The 16,209-nt window shown below is 62.1% G+C and carries 14 protein-coding genes; 3 read left to right on the top strand and 11 right to left on the bottom strand.

Annotation, left to right across the window (positions count from 1 at the left end):
- Window positions 1-166 precede the first annotated feature (166 nt).
- The 11 genes from LMTR3_RS17850 to dnaK form a co-directional block, all read right to left on the bottom strand.
- The gene (locus LMTR3_RS17850) at window positions 167-1,162 is read right to left on the bottom strand and encodes a M23 family metallopeptidase (protein WP_065746748.1); all 996 of its coding nucleotides are present in this window, start codon (window positions 1,160-1,162) and stop codon (window positions 167-169) included.
- A 31-nt stretch (window positions 1,163-1,193) separates the two neighbouring features.
- Window positions 1,194-2,267 carry a helix-turn-helix transcriptional regulator gene (locus LMTR3_RS17845; RefSeq protein WP_065746747.1) on the bottom strand — a complete coding sequence of 358 codons (1,074 nt, stop codon included), beginning with the start codon at window positions 2,265-2,267 and terminating at the stop codon, window positions 1,194-1,196.
- Between the two features lie 182 nt (window positions 2,268-2,449).
- Complete coding sequence (locus tag LMTR3_RS17840; RefSeq protein ID WP_245319927.1) at window positions 2,450-3,697, bottom strand: HlyD family type I secretion periplasmic adaptor subunit; 1,248 nt, start codon at window positions 3,695-3,697, stop codon at window positions 2,450-2,452.
- 86 nt (window positions 3,698-3,783) lie between these two features.
- Window positions 3,784-5,550 carry a type I secretion system permease/ATPase gene (locus LMTR3_RS17835; RefSeq protein ID WP_084029687.1) on the bottom strand — a complete coding sequence of 589 codons (1,767 nt, stop codon included), beginning with the start codon at window positions 5,548-5,550 and terminating at the stop codon, window positions 3,784-3,786.
- Window positions 5,551-5,627: 77 nt separating this feature from the next.
- Complete coding sequence (locus LMTR3_RS17830; RefSeq protein WP_141686671.1) at window positions 5,628-7,016, bottom strand: calcium-binding protein; 1,389 nt, start codon at window positions 7,014-7,016, stop codon at window positions 5,628-5,630.
- 311 nt (window positions 7,017-7,327) lie between these two features.
- The gene (locus LMTR3_RS17825) at window positions 7,328-7,624 is read right to left on the bottom strand and encodes a DUF1330 domain-containing protein (RefSeq protein ID WP_065746363.1); all 297 of its coding nucleotides are present in this window, start codon (window positions 7,622-7,624) and stop codon (window positions 7,328-7,330) included.
- Between the two features lie 18 nt (window positions 7,625-7,642).
- Window positions 7,643-8,353, bottom strand: a complete 711-nt coding sequence (gene pyrF / locus LMTR3_RS17820; RefSeq protein WP_065746362.1) for an orotidine-5'-phosphate decarboxylase — start codon at window positions 8,351-8,353, stop codon at window positions 7,643-7,645.
- Window positions 8,354-8,359: 6 nt separating this feature from the next.
- Window positions 8,360-8,938, bottom strand: a complete 579-nt coding sequence (locus LMTR3_RS17815; RefSeq protein WP_065746361.1) for an NADPH-dependent FMN reductase — start codon at window positions 8,936-8,938, stop codon at window positions 8,360-8,362.
- A gap of 47 nt (window positions 8,939-8,985) precedes the next feature.
- Window positions 8,986-9,585 carry a class I SAM-dependent methyltransferase gene (locus tag LMTR3_RS17810; protein WP_065746360.1) on the bottom strand — a complete coding sequence of 200 codons (600 nt, stop codon included), beginning with the start codon at window positions 9,583-9,585 and terminating at the stop codon, window positions 8,986-8,988.
- 208 nt (window positions 9,586-9,793) lie between these two features.
- The gene (gene dnaJ, locus LMTR3_RS17805; protein ID WP_065746359.1) at window positions 9,794-10,927 is read right to left on the bottom strand and encodes a molecular chaperone DnaJ; all 1,134 of its coding nucleotides are present in this window, start codon (window positions 10,925-10,927) and stop codon (window positions 9,794-9,796) included.
- A 142-nt stretch (window positions 10,928-11,069) separates the two neighbouring features.
- Window positions 11,070-12,971, bottom strand: a complete 1,902-nt coding sequence (gene dnaK / locus LMTR3_RS17800; RefSeq protein ID WP_065746358.1) for a molecular chaperone DnaK — start codon at window positions 12,969-12,971, stop codon at window positions 11,070-11,072.
- A gap of 558 nt (window positions 12,972-13,529) precedes the next feature.
- On the opposite strand from dnaK, the gene LMTR3_RS17795 reads away from it, so the two are divergent.
- From LMTR3_RS17795 to LMTR3_RS17785, 3 genes are all read left to right on the top strand, one after another.
- On the top strand, window positions 13,530-14,468 hold the full coding sequence (locus tag LMTR3_RS17795) for a hypothetical protein (RefSeq protein WP_065746357.1): 939 nt from the start codon (window positions 13,530-13,532) through the stop codon (window positions 14,466-14,468).
- Between the two features lie 118 nt (window positions 14,469-14,586).
- Window positions 14,587-15,300, top strand: coding sequence for a bifunctional nicotinamidase/pyrazinamidase (gene pncA, locus LMTR3_RS17790; protein ID WP_065746356.1), 714 nt, complete (start codon window positions 14,587-14,589; stop codon window positions 15,298-15,300).
- Window positions 15,301-15,332: 32 nt separating this feature from the next.
- Complete coding sequence (locus LMTR3_RS17785) at window positions 15,333-16,184, top strand: helix-turn-helix domain-containing protein (RefSeq protein ID WP_065746355.1); 852 nt, start codon at window positions 15,333-15,335, stop codon at window positions 16,182-16,184.
- Window positions 16,185-16,209 lie beyond the last annotated feature (25 nt).

Raw genomic sequence — 16,209 nt, 5'->3', positions numbered from 1 at the left:
CAATCAGGCGCTTTTGCGGCTCCCGCCGGCGGCCAAGCGATCCCCGCCGGGCGGAGGCAAAAGGGCAATCAGGGTGGCGATCCTGCCCTACTCGATCCTGCCATGATTGGGATCGGTCGGCGTCGTGTCCGCCGACTCAAATCAGATTACCCCGAAGACCGTTGCTCTAGAGAGTGAGTTCCAGCTTCCTCTCCAGAACCATCCGGCCGTCGCGCTCCACGACATATGTGGCCTTGTAGGTGCCACGTTCCCAGCCCGTCGCCGGACGCTTCCTGCCGGTAAACAGCATGAATTGCGCCTTGTTGCTCTCGAGTTGCGCGGCTCGATTTTCGGCGATGGCCTTTCCGGTTGGATCCTCGATGACGAGCCGTTGCGCGTCGCCCGCCTTCAGACCAATGACGCGAACGAAAGCGACAATTGCCGCCGCGCTGGCAGACGGCTTTTCCATGCCCGCGCTTCCATCCTCGACAAGCTCCATCGTCACCGGACCGTTCGCGAAGCCGGCGTTCAGAATGGTTCGCTCCTGATAAGCAAGTTGCGCGTGAAGTGCCGGATGCCACAGCAGTTCGCCGCCCCCGCAGGAGCCGGAACTGGCACCATATGCGAAGGGATCTACGACCGCTCCCTTATGCCTGACCGTGAAATGCAGATGAGGATATTCGGTCAGCCCCGAGAGACCGACCCGGCCAAGCGGCTGCCCAGCTTTGACTGCCTCTCCGGGCTTTACCACGAGGCTGCCGCGAGCCATGTGACAATATTGGGTTTCCCAATTTTCCGGGTGTTCGATCACAACGCCGTTGCCACATTCGACGTCGCGAACAGTTTCGGGCGCAGACTTGCCAACGGCGCCGTCTGGCGCGCCGTCTCGCGTGCGAAGGACGCGGCCACTTGCGGAAGCGAGCACTTCCACGCCGGCCTTTTGCGACGCCCGCGACGGCAAGCGAAAGTCCGTCCCGTTGTGGCGGTCATACGTCAGCGTGCCGCATTTATAGTCTCGCGCTGATCCCGACGGATCGACATCCGTATAATTCTGGATGTAGCAGGTCCGGCCAGGTTCGCACGCGATCGGCATGCTCAATTGAATGCTCTCGGCGATCGCATTGGAAGAAATGCCCAGTGCCGCCGCGATGGCAAAGGCTCGATAAGAAGTCACACGGCGCATGAAGTCCTGGACCATGGCAATAGCTGGCGCATCAATTCGGGGGCCGCTTATCAGCCACACAGAGCAACCGGCAATCCGCCGACATCGGCGCGACGGCCTTTTCGCGCCTGCCGGCCCCGAATGGGGACTGCGTGAGATGATAGAGCAAAAAGAACTCGGCCTGCCGATTAATTCCCAGCTTGAGCATGATGCGCTTGGTATAGGTTCTTACAGTCGCCTCGGTCAACCGAAGGTCGGCGCCGATATCACGTGGACACTGGAATTGAAGGATCCGGGCGATGATTCTCTCTTCGGCCCAGTTCAAGCCGAAGGCGGATGCAATACGGTGTGCCCCCAGCACTTCATCGAATTGCGGCACGATGACCAACGCTTTCCCGACGTCGCAATGTGTTGGCGCGGCCCCGATCTTGGCGAAGGCAAACTGCTGACGCTCCGTAGAGAGAGGCACAGTCGTGTTCAGCCAAACCTGACCGAGCCTGGGAATCAACGCCTCGCGGACTGCCGCCCTCAAACGCTCGGTTACCAGTCCGCTGGATCCTGCGAGCCTGCCACCATCCACCCTGAGAAGTTCGCCCTTTGCAGATAGCGCTCGACCACAGCGATTGACTTCGTGAACGTGCAGGCCTTCGTCCACGATGAACGCAGGGAATGCCAGATTTTCCAGCCAGATTTCTGCGTTCTGATGTCGATTGGGGGAACGCTGCACGAGCGAATGAGCCGTCCCCCAAACCGTACGCACCGCACGCGCGAGACACGGAATTTCGGCCCGAGCGAGCGCAGCCTGCCGCCATCCCGCGACAAACACTACGGTCGACCTGTCGCGAGAGGCAAATCTGCCGATGACGGAATGACCGCTTGTTCCTGGCTCGGAGCCGATCAGTTTCCGCACAAAGGTGGTGCGGGCGTTGACAGGTTCGAGAAAGGTGCAATCTACCCCGGCGCCCTTGCGGGCAATTCGGGCGACGGTCATGGTGCATGAGCGATCGATTGCGGCGTGTCCGATCCGGACCTCTTTAAGCTCCGACCCACCGGTGTGAGACATGGCCGCGACGTAGCAACTGTTGCAATCGAAAAGCTCGGCAACAGCCTTGCCGAAATATTCCATCGCACGCTGGTTTGGGCCTTGCTCCGCGGCCCCCCCTATCTGAGGATCTTCGGCGTACTGAAGAGACTCGCCGCGCTCAGTGTCACTGAAGCGAAATCCACCCTGCCTGGAGGGTAGTGCTTTGCCATTCTCATGCACGGGCGCCTCCCGCAACAAGATGCCGTCGAACTCATGCCGTCGGCTTAGTGCTCCTTAAACGCGCGGTTGATACGCAGTTCCATTGGCTGCAATAAATATTCCGCAAAGGTCCTTTCTCCCGTCTCGATAAATATCTCAACGGGCATTCCGGGCAATAACGAAGAGAAATACGAGGCGGTCGGCGCGTTGATGTCAAGTTCCAGTTCCGCCATGTAAGACGTGACGCCACTCTTGGCGTCGGTCAGTGCGTCTGCCGCTACAGCGACGACCTTTCCGTCGAGCATGGGCCGACGGCGGATATTCAATGCGTGAACTCGCACACGCGCGATCTGCCCGGCATAGACCTCTTCCCGATCCATTGGTTTCAATGCTGCCTCGATGACAAGCCGGTCCTCCGTCGGAACAATTTCGAGGAACGTTTCGCGGGGTGCAAGCACGGCTTTGAGATCCCGGCTGTTGAGGCCCACGATCTTTCCGCTCTCGGGGGCACGCAATTCAGACCGGCCAAGTTGATTGCGCAGAGCGGCAATTCGATGTCGGAGATCACCGATCTCCTCGCTCGCCGCATGACGCTGCTTCGCGATTTCCTGATTCTGGTTGAAGCCCAACTGTCGGCGCCTGTCCTCAAGTTCCGCCATTTTGCCTCGCTTCTCCGCAACCGACGCCGCGTTGCGGTCAATCTGTCCGCTCGACTCGGCCTCGGCTCGTTTCAAGGCTAACAGGCGTGGCTTTCGGGCGAGGCCCTTTGTAAGGAGGTAGCTTGTGTCAGCTATCTCCTCTCGCAATAGCGCTAGTTGTTGCTCGACACCCTTGGTGCTGCTTTCGAGGCCTCGGATGGAGTCCGTCAACTGCAGCATCTGCTGATCGATCATTTTGCGTTCATTCTCGATTGCGGCCAGTCGCGCAGCAAACTCGCCCTCCTGGGTTTGCATGGCAATGCGCGCGGACGCATGGCTCGCGCTGTTCTTCAGTTCGTCGGGAAAGATGATCGATTTCGCGCGGGCCTCTTCCGCCGCCAGCCGCGCCTCCATCGCCAGAACTGCAAAGTATTTTGTCTCTAGCGAGCCGAGGGCTGCTTCGATCTGGGTGGTATCGAGCCGGGCGATGAGTTGGCCGGCCTTGACCTGATCGTTTTCCCTGACGTGAACTGACTTTACTATTCCTCCCTCAAGATGCTGGACTGCCTTGCGCTTCGAATGAACCTTTATGACACCTTGTGCCACAACCGCGCCACGAAGCGGAACTGTCATCGCCCACACGCCGAAGCAGCAAAATTGCAGAACCAGTAGCACGCATCCCCATCCGATAATCCGCCGCATATCGGATCGTGGTCGTTCCTTGCGGGAAACGGCGACTGCACGATCTCGACCTCTTTCCGTCATCGAACGGTCCTCCCCACGGCCAATTTCTGAGATTCCGTACCTTGCCGGACGACATGCGGCTTCGCGACGGGGGCGACAGGCAGGCGAAGGACTTCAGCAGGCGATCCGAAAGCGAGCTGCACTCCGTCCCTCAGAAAGAGCACCGCGTCTGCGATGGTCAATAGTCGGGGCCGATGGGTGACTATTACCAGTGTCGCTCCGCGCGCTTTCGCCCGCTCGATGGCGGAGCACAGTGCCTGCTCACCCTCCGGATCGAGATTGGCATTCGGTTCATCCAGCAGGATCAATTTGCGATCGCCAAAGAAGGCACGGGCAAGACCGATACGCTGGCGCTGACCGCCGGAAAGCTTGTTGCCGTCGCGTCCTATTTCGGTCTGGTAGCCGGCTGACAAAGACAGAATCATCTCATGCGCCTGCGCGAGCGTGGCCGCGGCAACGATGTCCTCGTCACGCGCATGCTCGTCAAAGCCGGCGATAGCTTCGGCCACCGTGCCGCCCAGAAGCTGCACTTCCTGAGGAAGATAGCCGACAAACTGCCCAAGCTGGTCGGGGTCCCAGTTATGCAGGGCTGCGTCGTCCAGCCGGATGGTGCCGCCACTCGGTCGTTCCAACCCCGCCATCAGGCGCAGCAAGGTCGATTTTCCGGCGCCGGTCGGCCCGATCACGACGATGATCCCGGAAGGCGGGCATTCGAAATTTATGCCTGCGAGTATCGGGCGCGGCGTCGTAGGTATCCGATATGACACCCGCTCGACTGCAATTCTGCCGGACGGGGACGGAAGCAGCGTACGTTTCTCGCGAACAAGAACCGGCGCTGCGGCCGTCTGAACTTGCTTCCAGGCCTCGTGCGCGGAAGTAAGCGCGCGGCGCGCCGAGATCAAACCTTCCATCGGCTGCAGCGTACGGGCGATCAGGATCGAACTCGCAATCAGACTGCCCGCCAGCACCTCGCTCTGGAGCACGAGCCAGGCGCCTGCGCCGATCGCGGCGACCTGCAAAGTCGTTCTTACCATGCGCGCCGCGGCGCCGATCGCATAAACCCGCTCGCTGGCTCGAACCACGGGGGACAAGGCCTGGTCGTTGAGGTCCATGAATTCGCGGATGGCACCTCTGGTCCAGCCCATCGCACGCACCAGGGCGGAATGCCGGACAATTCCGTCAAGTGTAATCTGGGTCTTCTGCGCGGCCTGGGACGCCTGCGCGATTTCGGCGCGCGCGATCCAGCGGCTCACGACGCCCATGGTGAGGAGGACCGCCGTTCCGACCAGCGCAATCAGGCCGTACCAGGGGTGCAGAAAGAACAGGATGAAAATAAACGCCGGAAGAAAGGGAGCATCGAGCAGCGATGCAATCGTTGCGCTGGATAGGAACGTCCTCAGCTCGCGCACCTTTGCAAGATCTTGCGCCCTGCTGTCACCCCGATTGGTGGCATCAACGATCATGCTTTCAAGCACGATGGGAGCGAGGTAGCGCTCAAATCTAACCGCAAAGCGACTGAGCAGCCGGCTGCGCAGAGTGTCGAACGCGGCGCTGAAAACAAGAGCAATTGCGGCGATGATGGTGAGGCCAACAAGGGTTTCAACGCTGCCGCTGCTGATGACCCGATCGAACACTTCGATGGCGTAGAAGGGGACGACAAGCAGAAGCATGTTCAAAGACACGCTAAAGGCCACGACCCACACGAATGCGGATCGTCCCGGAATCAATCCAAGCAGCGATCGTTGACTAGACGCTGAGGTTTCAGAACGAGTACGCGAATACATGAGTAGCCGGCACTATCACTTGAGTACTGCAGGCAGGAGCGGGGCGGCCCGGCAGCCGCCCCGCTGAAGTTGTGGAGTTAAACGATCTCGATGGCCTCGTAACCCGCGGCATCGTTGATGTCGTCGATCGACTCGAATGGGTCTGCGCCACCTGTGACGCCGGTGAGCGTGATAGTGCCGAAGCCGAAATCGAGCGTCGTGTTGGCGCCGTCGTCATCGACCAGGACCACGACGGTGGCCGGATCAAGCGCATCGACATTAACTTCGTCGCCATCACCAAAGTTCAGGTCGGTGACTTCATCGTCGCCGAAGTCGGCCCCGTTGCCGTCGCCGAAATTATGGTCATCGGAGCCTGCACCGCCTGTCAGGATATCGTCGCCCTCGCCGCCATCGAGGACATCGGCGCCATTGCCGCCGTTCAACTCATCGGCCCCCGCGCCGCCGTTGAGGGTGTCGTCGCCGGCGTTGCCTAAGAGCGTATCGTCTCCATCTCCGCCATTGAGCACATCGACATCGGCACCGCCGACGAGCATGTCATCTCCGGCGTCGCCGTCCAACGTGTCGTCACCAGCTCCGCCGCTGAGTTCGTCGTCGCCTTCGCCGCCGGACATCGTGTCGTTGTCAGCACCACCGGTCATGGTGTCGTCGCCGTCGTCGCCGGACATGATATCGTCGCCGGCACCGCCGGACATGTCGTCCGCGTCGTCGCCGCCGCTCATCGTGTCGTTGCCGCCTTGACCGTTGAGTGTATCGTTTCCGACACCGCCGTTCAGCGTGTCGTCATCGGCCCCGCCATTCAGCGTGTCGTTCCCGAGACCGCCATTCAGCGTATCCATACCCTCATTGCCGTTCAGGGTATCGTCGCCGACCCCGCCGTTGAGCGTGTCATCGCCCGCGTTGCCCGACAGGTCGTCATCACCGGCGCCGCCATTGATGATGTCATTGCCTTCACCGCCGGCGATCGTATCGTTGCCGGCATTGCCGTTCAACGTGTCGTTACCGGCTCCGCCATCGATATTGTCGTCGCCCGCGCCGCCATTGACGGTGTCATCGCCTTCACCGCCCATGATCGTATCCATGCCGGCATTGCCGTTCAACGTGTCGTTGCCGACTCCGCCATCGATATTGTCATCGCCTGCGCCGCCACTGACGAGGTCATCGCCTTCACCGCCGACGATCGTATCGTTGCCGGCATTGCCGTTCAACGTGTCGTTGCCGGCTCCGCCATCGATGTCGTCATCGCCCGCACCGCCATTGACGAGGTCATCGCCTTCCAATCCGGTAATCGTATCGTTGCCGGCCAAGCCGTTGATCTCATCGGGATCTGGCGTGCCAACCAATGTGTCGTCGCCTGGTGTTCCGGGGATAATTGCCATGGTTTCTACTCCTTGCGCCCGCGCGTTCGCGATGCGGGTCGGCACGCGGCCCGTCATGCACTGGATTTTGTGGTTTGGCTCGATTTCCATCACGATCGATGTGAAGTTCGATGGCGCGCAACTTGATGAAGGCGGGGCGGCGTCACAATCCCCATATGGGGACAAAAGAAATGTCTGATAGCGAACGTTTGGCCCGCAGATCCCGCGTTCGCTGCAGGAATGACGATCAGCTATTTGCTTTTTTTGACGGGAGCCGATCGGCCAAGCACGATCGGAAACATTCGCACATATTTCTTGATGCGATGGGGGCCCGCGAAAATCGCGGCTTCTACCGGAACCCCCGCATCTTGCGTTGGCCCTGAGGGCGTAGCTGTAGATTGCGAAATAATAGGCGCTCAGGGCTACGGCCCGTCATAGCCCTCGATGACGATGAGGTCCGCGATCGAGTGCGGCTGACGGACCTTGATGTTGGCCTGGTATTCCGGCGAATTGTAGCAGGCCAGCGCAGTTTCGTAATCGGGAAACTCGATCACGACGTTGCGCGAGCGGCTTTGGCCTTCGACTGCGGTGAACTTGCCGCCGCGCACGATGAAGCGCCCGCCGAATTTCTGGAAGATGACCGGGTTGGCCGCGATGTAGGGCTTGTAGCCTTCCTCGTTGTGAACGTCGACCCGGCCGATCCAGTACCCTTTTGGCATTCTTACTCTCCCTTTTATTTAGCCCAACGCCTGTTTGATTTCCGCCTGAATGGCATCGGCGGCCGTCCTCGGATCGGCGGCTTCCGTGATCGGACGTCCGACCACCAGATAGTCTGCACCCGCGGCAATCGCCCTCGCCGGCGTCATGATGCGCTTCTGGTCGCCGGTCGCAGTCCCTGCGGGGCGGATACCCGGCGTCACCAGATGCATCTGGTGGCCGACGATCTTGCGCAACGCGGTCGCCTCTTCCGGCGAGCTGACGAGGCCGTCGACGCCGAGCACCTGCGCCTGCTGGGCGCGCGCTTCCACCAGGTCGGAGACGTTGAGACGATAGCCGGCGGCATGCAGGTCCCCATCGTCATAAGAGGTCAGCACGGTGACGGCGAGAATTTTCAGACCCGAGCCTTGGCGCGCCTCGACCGCGGCCTTCATGGTCTGCGGATAGGCGTGCACGGTGAGGAAGGTCGCGCCGAGCTTGGCGACGCTCTCAACGCCGCGCGCCACCGTATTGCCGATGTCGTGCAGCTTGAGATCGATAAATACCTTCTTGCCTGACTTCGCCAGTTGCTGCGCCAGCGGCAGGCCGCCGGCATAGGCGAGCTGATAGCCGACCTTGTAGAAGCTCACGCTGTCGCCGAGCCGCGCGATCAACGCTTCCGCCTCGGTCACTCCGGGCAGGTCGAGCGCAACGATCAGCCGATCCTTCGGCGCGATACTGGCTGGCTGCATGTCACCTCACATCATGCGTTGGGAAACGTCGATCAACTGCCGCACCAGCGCTTTCAGCCCCTCGGCATCAGCGGCATTCTTCAGGCGGTCCATCTCATCATAGGCATCCTCGGCGAACGCCAGCGCGAACTGGTTCGGTATCACGGTTGCATGACACGCCGACAGGATCAGCCGCAGCGCGGCCAGCGCGCGGGCACCACCGAGCCGGTTGCCGGAGGCCGACGCAATCGCAAACACCCGATCGCGAAACACCTGACCACGGGTCTCGTGCGCGTCCTGCACCCGGCTGACCCAGTCGATGGTGTTTTTCACCAGCGCCGGCACCGAGGAATTGTATTCCGGCGTCACGATCAGCACGCCATGATGGGCCGCCATCATCCGCTTCAGGTTGACCGCATGTTTCGGCACGCCGGATTTGGCCTGCAGGTCGCCGTCATAGATCGGCAGCGGGAAATCAACCAGCGAGATGCGGGTGACTTCGGCGCCGGCTTGCGCCAGTTCGTGCACGGCCACCGCCGCCAGCCTCGCATTGAGCGAGCCGGTGCGGAGCGATCCTGGGATCACGAGGATTTTCAGCGCGGACATTTCTTAGAAATCGCACTCAGGGCTGACCGGCCGCGCGAGCGGACGGCTTAGCCCTTGCGATACACCCAGACCCGCGCGGGCGGAAGGTTCATCCAGATCCGCTCGGAGGCCTCTGTGGACACGCCCGGCAGCGATTTCGGAATCGGCGGCGCCACCGAATAGGTGAACTGCACGAAGGGCGCGCCCGGCGCCAGCGCCAGGAAGGCGTCGCGGATCAGCTTCAGGCGGGTCAGCATCGGTTTTGTCACGAGCGGCAGGCCGGAGATCACGGCAGACGCCGGCGCACCCAGCGCATCTCCGAGCGAAGCGCGTAGCGTGTAGGCATCGCCCTGTACGACCTTGGCCTGAGGATAGCGATCGCGCAGCAGAGCGCAGAAGCCCGGATTATATTCGACCAGCACGAGCCGCTTCTGATCTACGCCGTGTTCGATCAGCGCGTTGGTGATCGCGCCGGTCCCGGGCCCAAGTTCGACGACCGGCCCTTCGGAATCGACATCGACATATTGCGCCATGGTGCGGGCGAGCACCTTGCTCGACGGCATCACCGCACCCATGTGCAGCGGCTTTTCAATCCATGAACGAAGGAAGCGCACCTCGTCGTCGAGACGAGGCTTCTTCAACGCACGCACGGACGATTGCAAAGGCATGTCGCTACCAGGCGGGACCCGCTGACGGGCGGGAATGTCAAAAAACAGTCATGAACACGTATAGGTCGACGGGGATATGGTCAAGCCAAACGGTAATGCGCGAGAGGCGCCAAAGCGCCCGCGATCCGGCGATAACACCCTGTGCAAGCTGAATGAATCATGACTGCCGGGCGAGGAACGGCGCTCGCCCGCGCGACGTGGATGCGGTTCACGAGCCCGCGCGGCTGCCGAAGAAGTCCTTGACCTTGGTGAAGAAGCCCAACGCCTCCGGCTGGGTTGCCCCGGAGGACAGCTTTTCGAACTCGGCGAGCAGTTCCTGCTGCTTCTTGGTCAGATTCTGTGGCGTTTCGACCATGACCTGGACATACATGTCGCCGGTCTGGCGCGAGCGGAGCACCGGCATGCCCTTTGATGCAATGCGGAAACGGCGGCCGGACTGCGTTCCCGCCGGCACCTTCACCTTGGTCTTGCCCTTGTCGATGGTGGGCACCTCGAATTCGCCGCCGAGCGCGGCCGCGACCATCGAGATCGGAACCCGGCAGTGCAAATCGGCGCCGTCGCGCTGGAAGAATTCGTGGGTGGCCAGCGACAGGAAAATGTAGAGGTCGCCGGGCGGACCGCCGCGGACGCCGGCCTCGCCTTCGCCGGCCAGCCGGATACGCGTGCCGTCCTCGACACCCTGCGGAATGTTGACCGACAACGTCCGGTCGCGCGTCACCCGTCCCGTGCCCGAGCAGTTCGGGCAGGCGTCCTCGATCATCTGACCGCGGCCCTGACAGCCCGGGCAGGTCCGCTCCAGCGTGAAGAAGCCCTGAGCCTGACGGACGCGGCCGGCGCCGCCGCACATCGCGCAGGTCTTCGGCTTGGTGCCGGCCTTGGCGCCGGTGCCCGAACAGGGCTCGCAGGTAACCGAGACCGGAATTTCGATCTGCGCGGTCTTGCCGAGGTAGGCTTCCTCCAGCGTGATTTCCATGTTGTAGCGCAGATCGGCGCCGCGCTCGCGCCCGCCGCCACGCCCGCGCTGCCCGGCCATGCCGAACAGGTCCTCGAAAATATCTGAAAACGACGAGGCGAAGCCGGCGCCGAAGCCGGGACCGCCGCCGCCCATGCCCTGCTCGAACGCGGCATGGCCATAGCGGTCATAGGCGGCGCGCTTGTCGCCGTCTTTCAGGACTTCATAGGCCTCGTTGATTTCCTTGAATTTCATTTCGCTGGTGGCATCACCTGGATTCCTGTCCGGATGCCATTTCATCGCGAGCTTGCGGAAGGCCGACTTGAGCTTGGATTCGTCCGCGTTCCGCTCGACTTCCAGGGTTTCGTAATAGCAGCGCTTGGTGGACATCAGTCAGACCCGCCCGAATTCGTCTTCATGCCGAAAGCACCTTCAATCGAAGATGCCGCGATCGGCTTAAAGAAAAATGACCCCCACCCATCGAACGCGAGCCGTGCGCTCTTTTGGATGAGGGTCATGATCGAAAGCCCGCTTATGCCGACTTCTTGTTGTTCTTGTCGTCGTCGACCTCGGTGAACTCCGCGTCGACCACGTCATCCTTGGCAGCATCCCGCTTGGCGTCCGCCTCGGCCTGCTGCTTGTACATGGCCTCGCCGAGCTTCATCGAAGCCTGCGCCAGCGTGTTGGTCTTGGCCTTGATGGCCTCGGCGTCGTCGCCCTTCAGCGCTTCCTTCAAATCGCTGACGGCGTCCTCGATGGCGCGGCGCTCTGATTCTTCCACTTTCGAACCGTGCTCGGCCAGCGCCTTCTCGGTGGAATGCACCAGCGCGTCGGCATGGTTCTTGGCGTCGACCGCCTCGCGTCGCTTCTTGTCCTCGGCCGCGTTGGCCTCGGCGTCCTTGACCATCTTCTGGATGTCGGCTTCGGAGAGGCCGCCGGATGCCTGAATCCGGATCTGCTGCTCCTTGCCGGTCGCCTTGTCCCTGGCCGAGACGTTGACGATGCCGTTGGCGTCGATGTCGAAGGTGACCTCGATCTGCGGCATGCCGCGCGGCGCCGGCGGAATACCCATCAGGTCGAACTGACCGAGCACCTTGTTGTCGGCCGCCATTTCACGCTCGCCCTGGAAGACGCGGATGGTGACGGCATTCTGGTTGTCCTCGGCGGTCGAGAACACCTGGCTCTTCTTGGTCGGGATCGTGGTGTTGCGGTCGATGATGCGGGTGAACACGCCACCCAGCGTCTCGATGCCGAGCGACAGCGGCGTCACGTCGAGCAGCAGCACGTCCTTGACGTCGCCCTGCAGCACGCCCGCTTGAATGGCCGCACCGATGGCGACGACTTCGTCCGGGTTGACGCCCTTGTGCGGCTCCTTGCCGAACAACTGCTTCACGACCTCCTGGACCTTCGGCATGCGGGTCATGCCGCCGACCAGCACCACTTCGCCGATTTCGGCGGCGGTCAGACCTGCGTCCTTCAGCGCCTTGCGGCAGGGCTCGATGGTCTTCTGAACGAGATCGTCGACGAGCGCCTCGAACTTGGCGCGCGTCAGCTTCATCGTCAGATGCTTCGGCCCGGTCTGGTCGGCCGTGATGAACGGTAGGTTGATTTCGGTCTGCGTCGTCGAAGACAGCTCGATCTTGGCCTTTTCGGCGGCCTCCTTCAGGCGCTGAAGGGCGAGCTTATCGTTGCGCAGGTTGATGCCCTGCTCCTTCTGGAATTCGTCGGCGAGATAACCGACCAGGCGCATGTCGAAATCTTCACCGCCGAGGAAGGTATCGCCGTTGGTCGACTTCACCTCGAACACGCCGTCGCCGATTTCGAGAATCGAGACGTCGAAGGTGCCGCCGCCGAGGTCGTACACCGCGATGGTGCCGGATTTTGATTTGTCGAGACCGTAGGCGAGCGCTGCCGCCGTCGGCTCGTTGATGATGCGCAGCACTTCAAGACCGGCGATCTTGCCGGCATCCTTGGTGGCCTGACGCTGCGCGTCGTTGAAGTAGGCGGGAACCGTGATGACGGCCTGGTCGACCTTCTGGCCGAGATGGGCTTCCGCGGTCTCCTTCATCTTCTGCAGGATGAAGGCGGAGACCTGCGAGGGCGAATAGGTCTTGCCGTCGGCCTCGACCCAGGCGTCGCCGTTCGATGCCTTGACGATCTTGTAGGGAACGAGCTTCTTGTCCTTCTCGACCATCGGGTCGTCATAGCGGCGGCCAATCAGGCGCTTCACCGCGAAGAACGTCCGCTCGGGATTGGTCACCGCCTGGCGCTTGGCAGGCTGGCCGACGAGGCGCTCGCCGTCATCGGTGACGGCAACGATCGAAGGCGTGGTGCGCATGCCCTCCGCGTTCTCGATGACTTTTGCAGTCTTGCCATCCATTACGGCGACACACGAATTCGTGGTGCCGAGATCGATCCCAATGACCTTTCCCATGGTCCTCATATCCTTCTTTTTGCGGCAGGTTGGCTGGGCCCTGGACGGCGCACCTAACCGAACCCCCAACGTTCAAATACTCGCGATATTGCGACGGTGAGCCTCATATAGGAGGGGGGGTTGTGCCCGCAAGGACCGAGCGCAAGCTTAGGGCCTGAAAAGGCTGGCGTTTGAAAGATTGTGCCGCCCGGGGGCCGGGCCCCGCGCCGCGACCGGCGTTAAGAATCGGCAATCCCCTTCATCGCTCACGCCCCCAAACGTTGCACAGCGATACGGCGGCATCCTCACGGCGTGGACCGGCCGACGTGGAGGGGACGCGGTATTTGGCCGCTGGAAGCGCCCAAAAAAACGCTCGGAGACTGGGCAGAATGCCGCGAAAGGCCAACATATAGGAGCGTGACGGGGGAACGGACGCCTGCCCTGCCCTGTTGCAGGGACACCAAAACCGCTAAAAGCGGGCCGAACGGAACGACCCAGTCGCGCGCCCCGAGGCCCAGATTCCATCCGCTCCACCGTCCGATCATTGAACGGCCTCCATGCAAACCCGGTAGACCCTCCATGAAGCTACTTCGATACTTTGCTGCGGTTGCCCTACTCGTTGCCGCCACCTCCTCCGCGTTCGCCGCGGACCCGGTTTTCCCGCCGGGCGCCAGGGTCGGCATGACGCCGCTGGTCGGCCTCAACAAGGCCAGAGCGTTCACGGGATTCGAGACCGAAGACCAGGGCGTCAAGGTCCTGGTCGCCGACCTGCCCGCCGAGGCTTATGGCGAGGTCGCCAATGCCTTCAAGGCCAATCCCGGCGGCACTGGCGGCATCAAGCCGGAGAGCATCGAGACCAAAGCGGGGCTCGCCTACTACACCGTCGAAAACGCCAAGGACGGCGCCACCAACGTGCGCCGTTATTCCATGATCCTGCCCGGTCCTACCTTCTCCGGCTACGTCGCCGTGCAGGTGCCGGAGAACGCCTCAAAGATCTATACCGACGATGCCGTGCGCCAGATGTTCGCATCGGCCGTGATCCGCGTTGAGGTTCCTGTCGAGGAACAGCTCGGGATGATGCCGTTCAAGATTGGCGAGCTCTCGAGCTTCAAGAACGTCCGTACGCTGGCACCGGGCGCCGCCCTCATTCTCTCCGACAGCGACGAAAAGAAAGGCTTCGAGGTCGCCCCCTTCATGATCATCGGCCTGATCGGCTCGACGGCGGCGTCGCCTGACGATCGCGGCCGCTTTGCCCAGCAGATCGCGACCACCATTCCCGGCGTACGCGACGGGCGTATCACGATGTCGGAGCCTGTCCGCATCGATGGCCAGCCCGGCTACGAGACTCGGATCGACGCCATCAGCGGCAAGGACAATACGCCGGTGACGATCGTGCAATGGCTGCGGTTCGGCTCCCAGACCTCGATGCGCATCATCGGCTCTTCGCCGCGCGATGATTGGACCAAGGCATTTCCGCGCTTCCGCGCCGTGCGCGACGGAATCCGGCCGCGAGCCTGATCGCGGAGTTCAAGAAAAGCGCGCGCCCTGATATTCAGGACGCGGCGAAATTTCGGGCTTTCGTTCGTACACCACTGGAACTAGCCTTCCCTGTCGGGTTCACGAGGGGAGACGTGCTATGGTTTCTCGCAGGCTGGTTCTGACAGGCTTTGGCGCGGCATCCGTCCTCGCCCTCGTTCCAACGACGCCATGGGCTGCACCGATGAAACCCGACAACGCCTCCGCGCTCCTCGTCATCGACGTGCAAAACTGCTTCCTGCCGGGCGGCAGCCTCGCCGTGAAAGACGGCGATCAGGTGGTGCCCGTCATCAACCGCATCGCCAAGGGCTTTGCCAATGTGGTGATGACGCAGGACTGGCACACCGCGGGCCACGTCTCGTTCGCCTCCACCCATTCCGGCAAGAAGCCGTTCGAAACCATCAATCTCCCCTACGGCAAGCAGGTGCTGTGGCCGGATCACTGCGTACAGGGCACCGAGGGCGCGTCGCTGTCAAAGGACCTCGCGGTCCCGCATGCCGGTCTCGTTATCCGCAAGGGTTTTAACAAGGACGTCGACAGCTATTCGGCCTTCACCGAGGCCGACGGCAAGACCACGACGGGGCTTGCCGCGTACCTGAAAGCGCGCAAGGTGAAGCGGGTTTTCCTCGCCGGCCTCGCCACCGACTTCTGCGTGGCATGGAGCGCGCTGGATGCGCGCAAGGCGGGCTTTGAGACTTACGTGATCGAGGACGCCTGCCGCGGCATCGACACCCAGGGCTCGCTCGCCAAGGCCTGGGCTGACATGACCAAAGCCGGCGTCAAGCGCATTCAGTCGGGCGATATCGCGGCCTAGTGCGTTCGTCTTGCCCGGTTCAGGGGTTTGGGATGTCAGGTCCAGCGGCTCCATTCGCGTTCGAGATGATCCGTCGTGCGCCGTCACAGCGCCTGGCGGGCCTGATCACTGGCATGACGGGTTATCGCGAAACGGCGCCCGGCCGGTTTTTCCAGCGCGAAGCCGCCGGCCTGGTGGTGCCGCTGATCATCAGCTTCGGCACACCGCTCCTGATCGCGCTCGGGCGCGATCCTGACGCTGATGACCGGCAGCCGAGTTTCGCCGCCGGGCTTTATGCCGGCCCGGTTCATATCGAATCCGATGGCGGCGCCGAATGCGTGCAGGTGGATTTCACGCCGCTCGGCGCCTATCGCTTCTTTGGCGGCGCCATCGTCGATCTCACCGCGCGCATGGTCGACATTGCCGACGTGCTGGGCCGCGAAGGGCGTGAGCTGCGCGATCGGCTCGGTGCGATATCCCGCTGGCAGGATCGTTTCGATCTGGTCGAGGATTTTGTTGCAGGCCGTGCCAGCCATTGGCCTTCGCCCGAGATCGCTTTCGCCTATCGCCGGCTCGCACGCAGCACGGGCGGCGCGCGCATCACTGCGCTTGCAAGAGAGATCGGCTGGAGCCGCAAGCATTTGGTCGATCGCTTCCGAGCGGAAATTGGTCTGGCGCCGAAGCCGGTTGCCCGCATGATGCGCTTTCATGAAGCCTGCCGGCTGGCGCGGACCGAAACCGCAAGCGGCTGGGCCTTCATTGCGGCTGAAAGCGGTTATTCCGACCAGGCGCATCTCGTCCGCGAATTCGCCGATCTTGCCGGCGAGACACCGACGGCCTGGGCCCGGCGGCTGACGTTGATCGACAGCCGCCTGACGCGGCCGCTCGACGCACTGGACGCGTAGCCGGTCAGGTAACAAATCTTCAAGC

It is taken from the genome of Bradyrhizobium sp. LMTR 3 (assembly GCF_001693485.1).
In the GTDB taxonomy this organism is placed as follows: domain Bacteria; phylum Pseudomonadota; class Alphaproteobacteria; order Rhizobiales; family Xanthobacteraceae; genus Bradyrhizobium.
This window is presented reverse-complemented; position numbering and strand designations above follow the sequence as displayed.

Coding starts and splice junctions, on each gene's coding strand:
- LMTR3_RS17830 (WP_141686671.1), bottom strand. CDS start 7,016: ATGGAAATCGAGCCAAACCACAAAATCCAGTGCATGACGGGCCGCGTG.
- LMTR3_RS17815 (WP_065746361.1), bottom strand. CDS start 8,938: ATGTCCGCGCTGAAAATCCTCGTGATCCCAGGATCGCTCCGCACCGGC.
- LMTR3_RS17825 (WP_065746363.1), bottom strand. CDS start 7,624: ATGCCAAAAGGGTACTGGATCGGCCGGGTCGACGTTCACAACGAGGAA.
- dnaK (WP_065746358.1), bottom strand. CDS start 12,971: ATGGGAAAGGTCATTGGGATCGATCTCGGCACCACGAATTCGTGTGTC.
- LMTR3_RS17810 (WP_065746360.1), bottom strand. CDS start 9,585: ATGCCTTTGCAATCGTCCGTGCGTGCGTTGAAGAAGCCTCGTCTCGAC.
- LMTR3_RS17835 (WP_084029687.1), bottom strand. CDS start 5,550: ATGTATTCGCGTACTCGTTCTGAAACCTCAGCGTCTAGTCAACGATCG.
- pyrF (WP_065746362.1), bottom strand. CDS start 8,353: ATGCAGCCAGCCAGTATCGCGCCGAAGGATCGGCTGATCGTTGCGCTC.
- LMTR3_RS17785 (WP_065746355.1), top strand. CDS start 15,333: ATGTCAGGTCCAGCGGCTCCATTCGCGTTCGAGATGATCCGTCGTGCG.
- dnaJ (WP_065746359.1), bottom strand. CDS start 10,927: ATGTCCACCAAGCGCTGCTATTACGAAACCCTGGAAGTCGAGCGGAAC.
- LMTR3_RS17795 (WP_065746357.1), top strand. CDS start 13,530: ATGAAGCTACTTCGATACTTTGCTGCGGTTGCCCTACTCGTTGCCGCC.
- pncA (WP_065746356.1), top strand. CDS start 14,587: ATGGTTTCTCGCAGGCTGGTTCTGACAGGCTTTGGCGCGGCATCCGTC.
- LMTR3_RS17845 (WP_065746747.1), bottom strand. CDS start 2,267: ATGGAATATTTCGGCAAGGCTGTTGCCGAGCTTTTCGATTGCAACAGT.
- LMTR3_RS17850 (WP_065746748.1), bottom strand. CDS start 1,162: ATGCGCCGTGTGACTTCTTATCGAGCCTTTGCCATCGCGGCGGCACTG.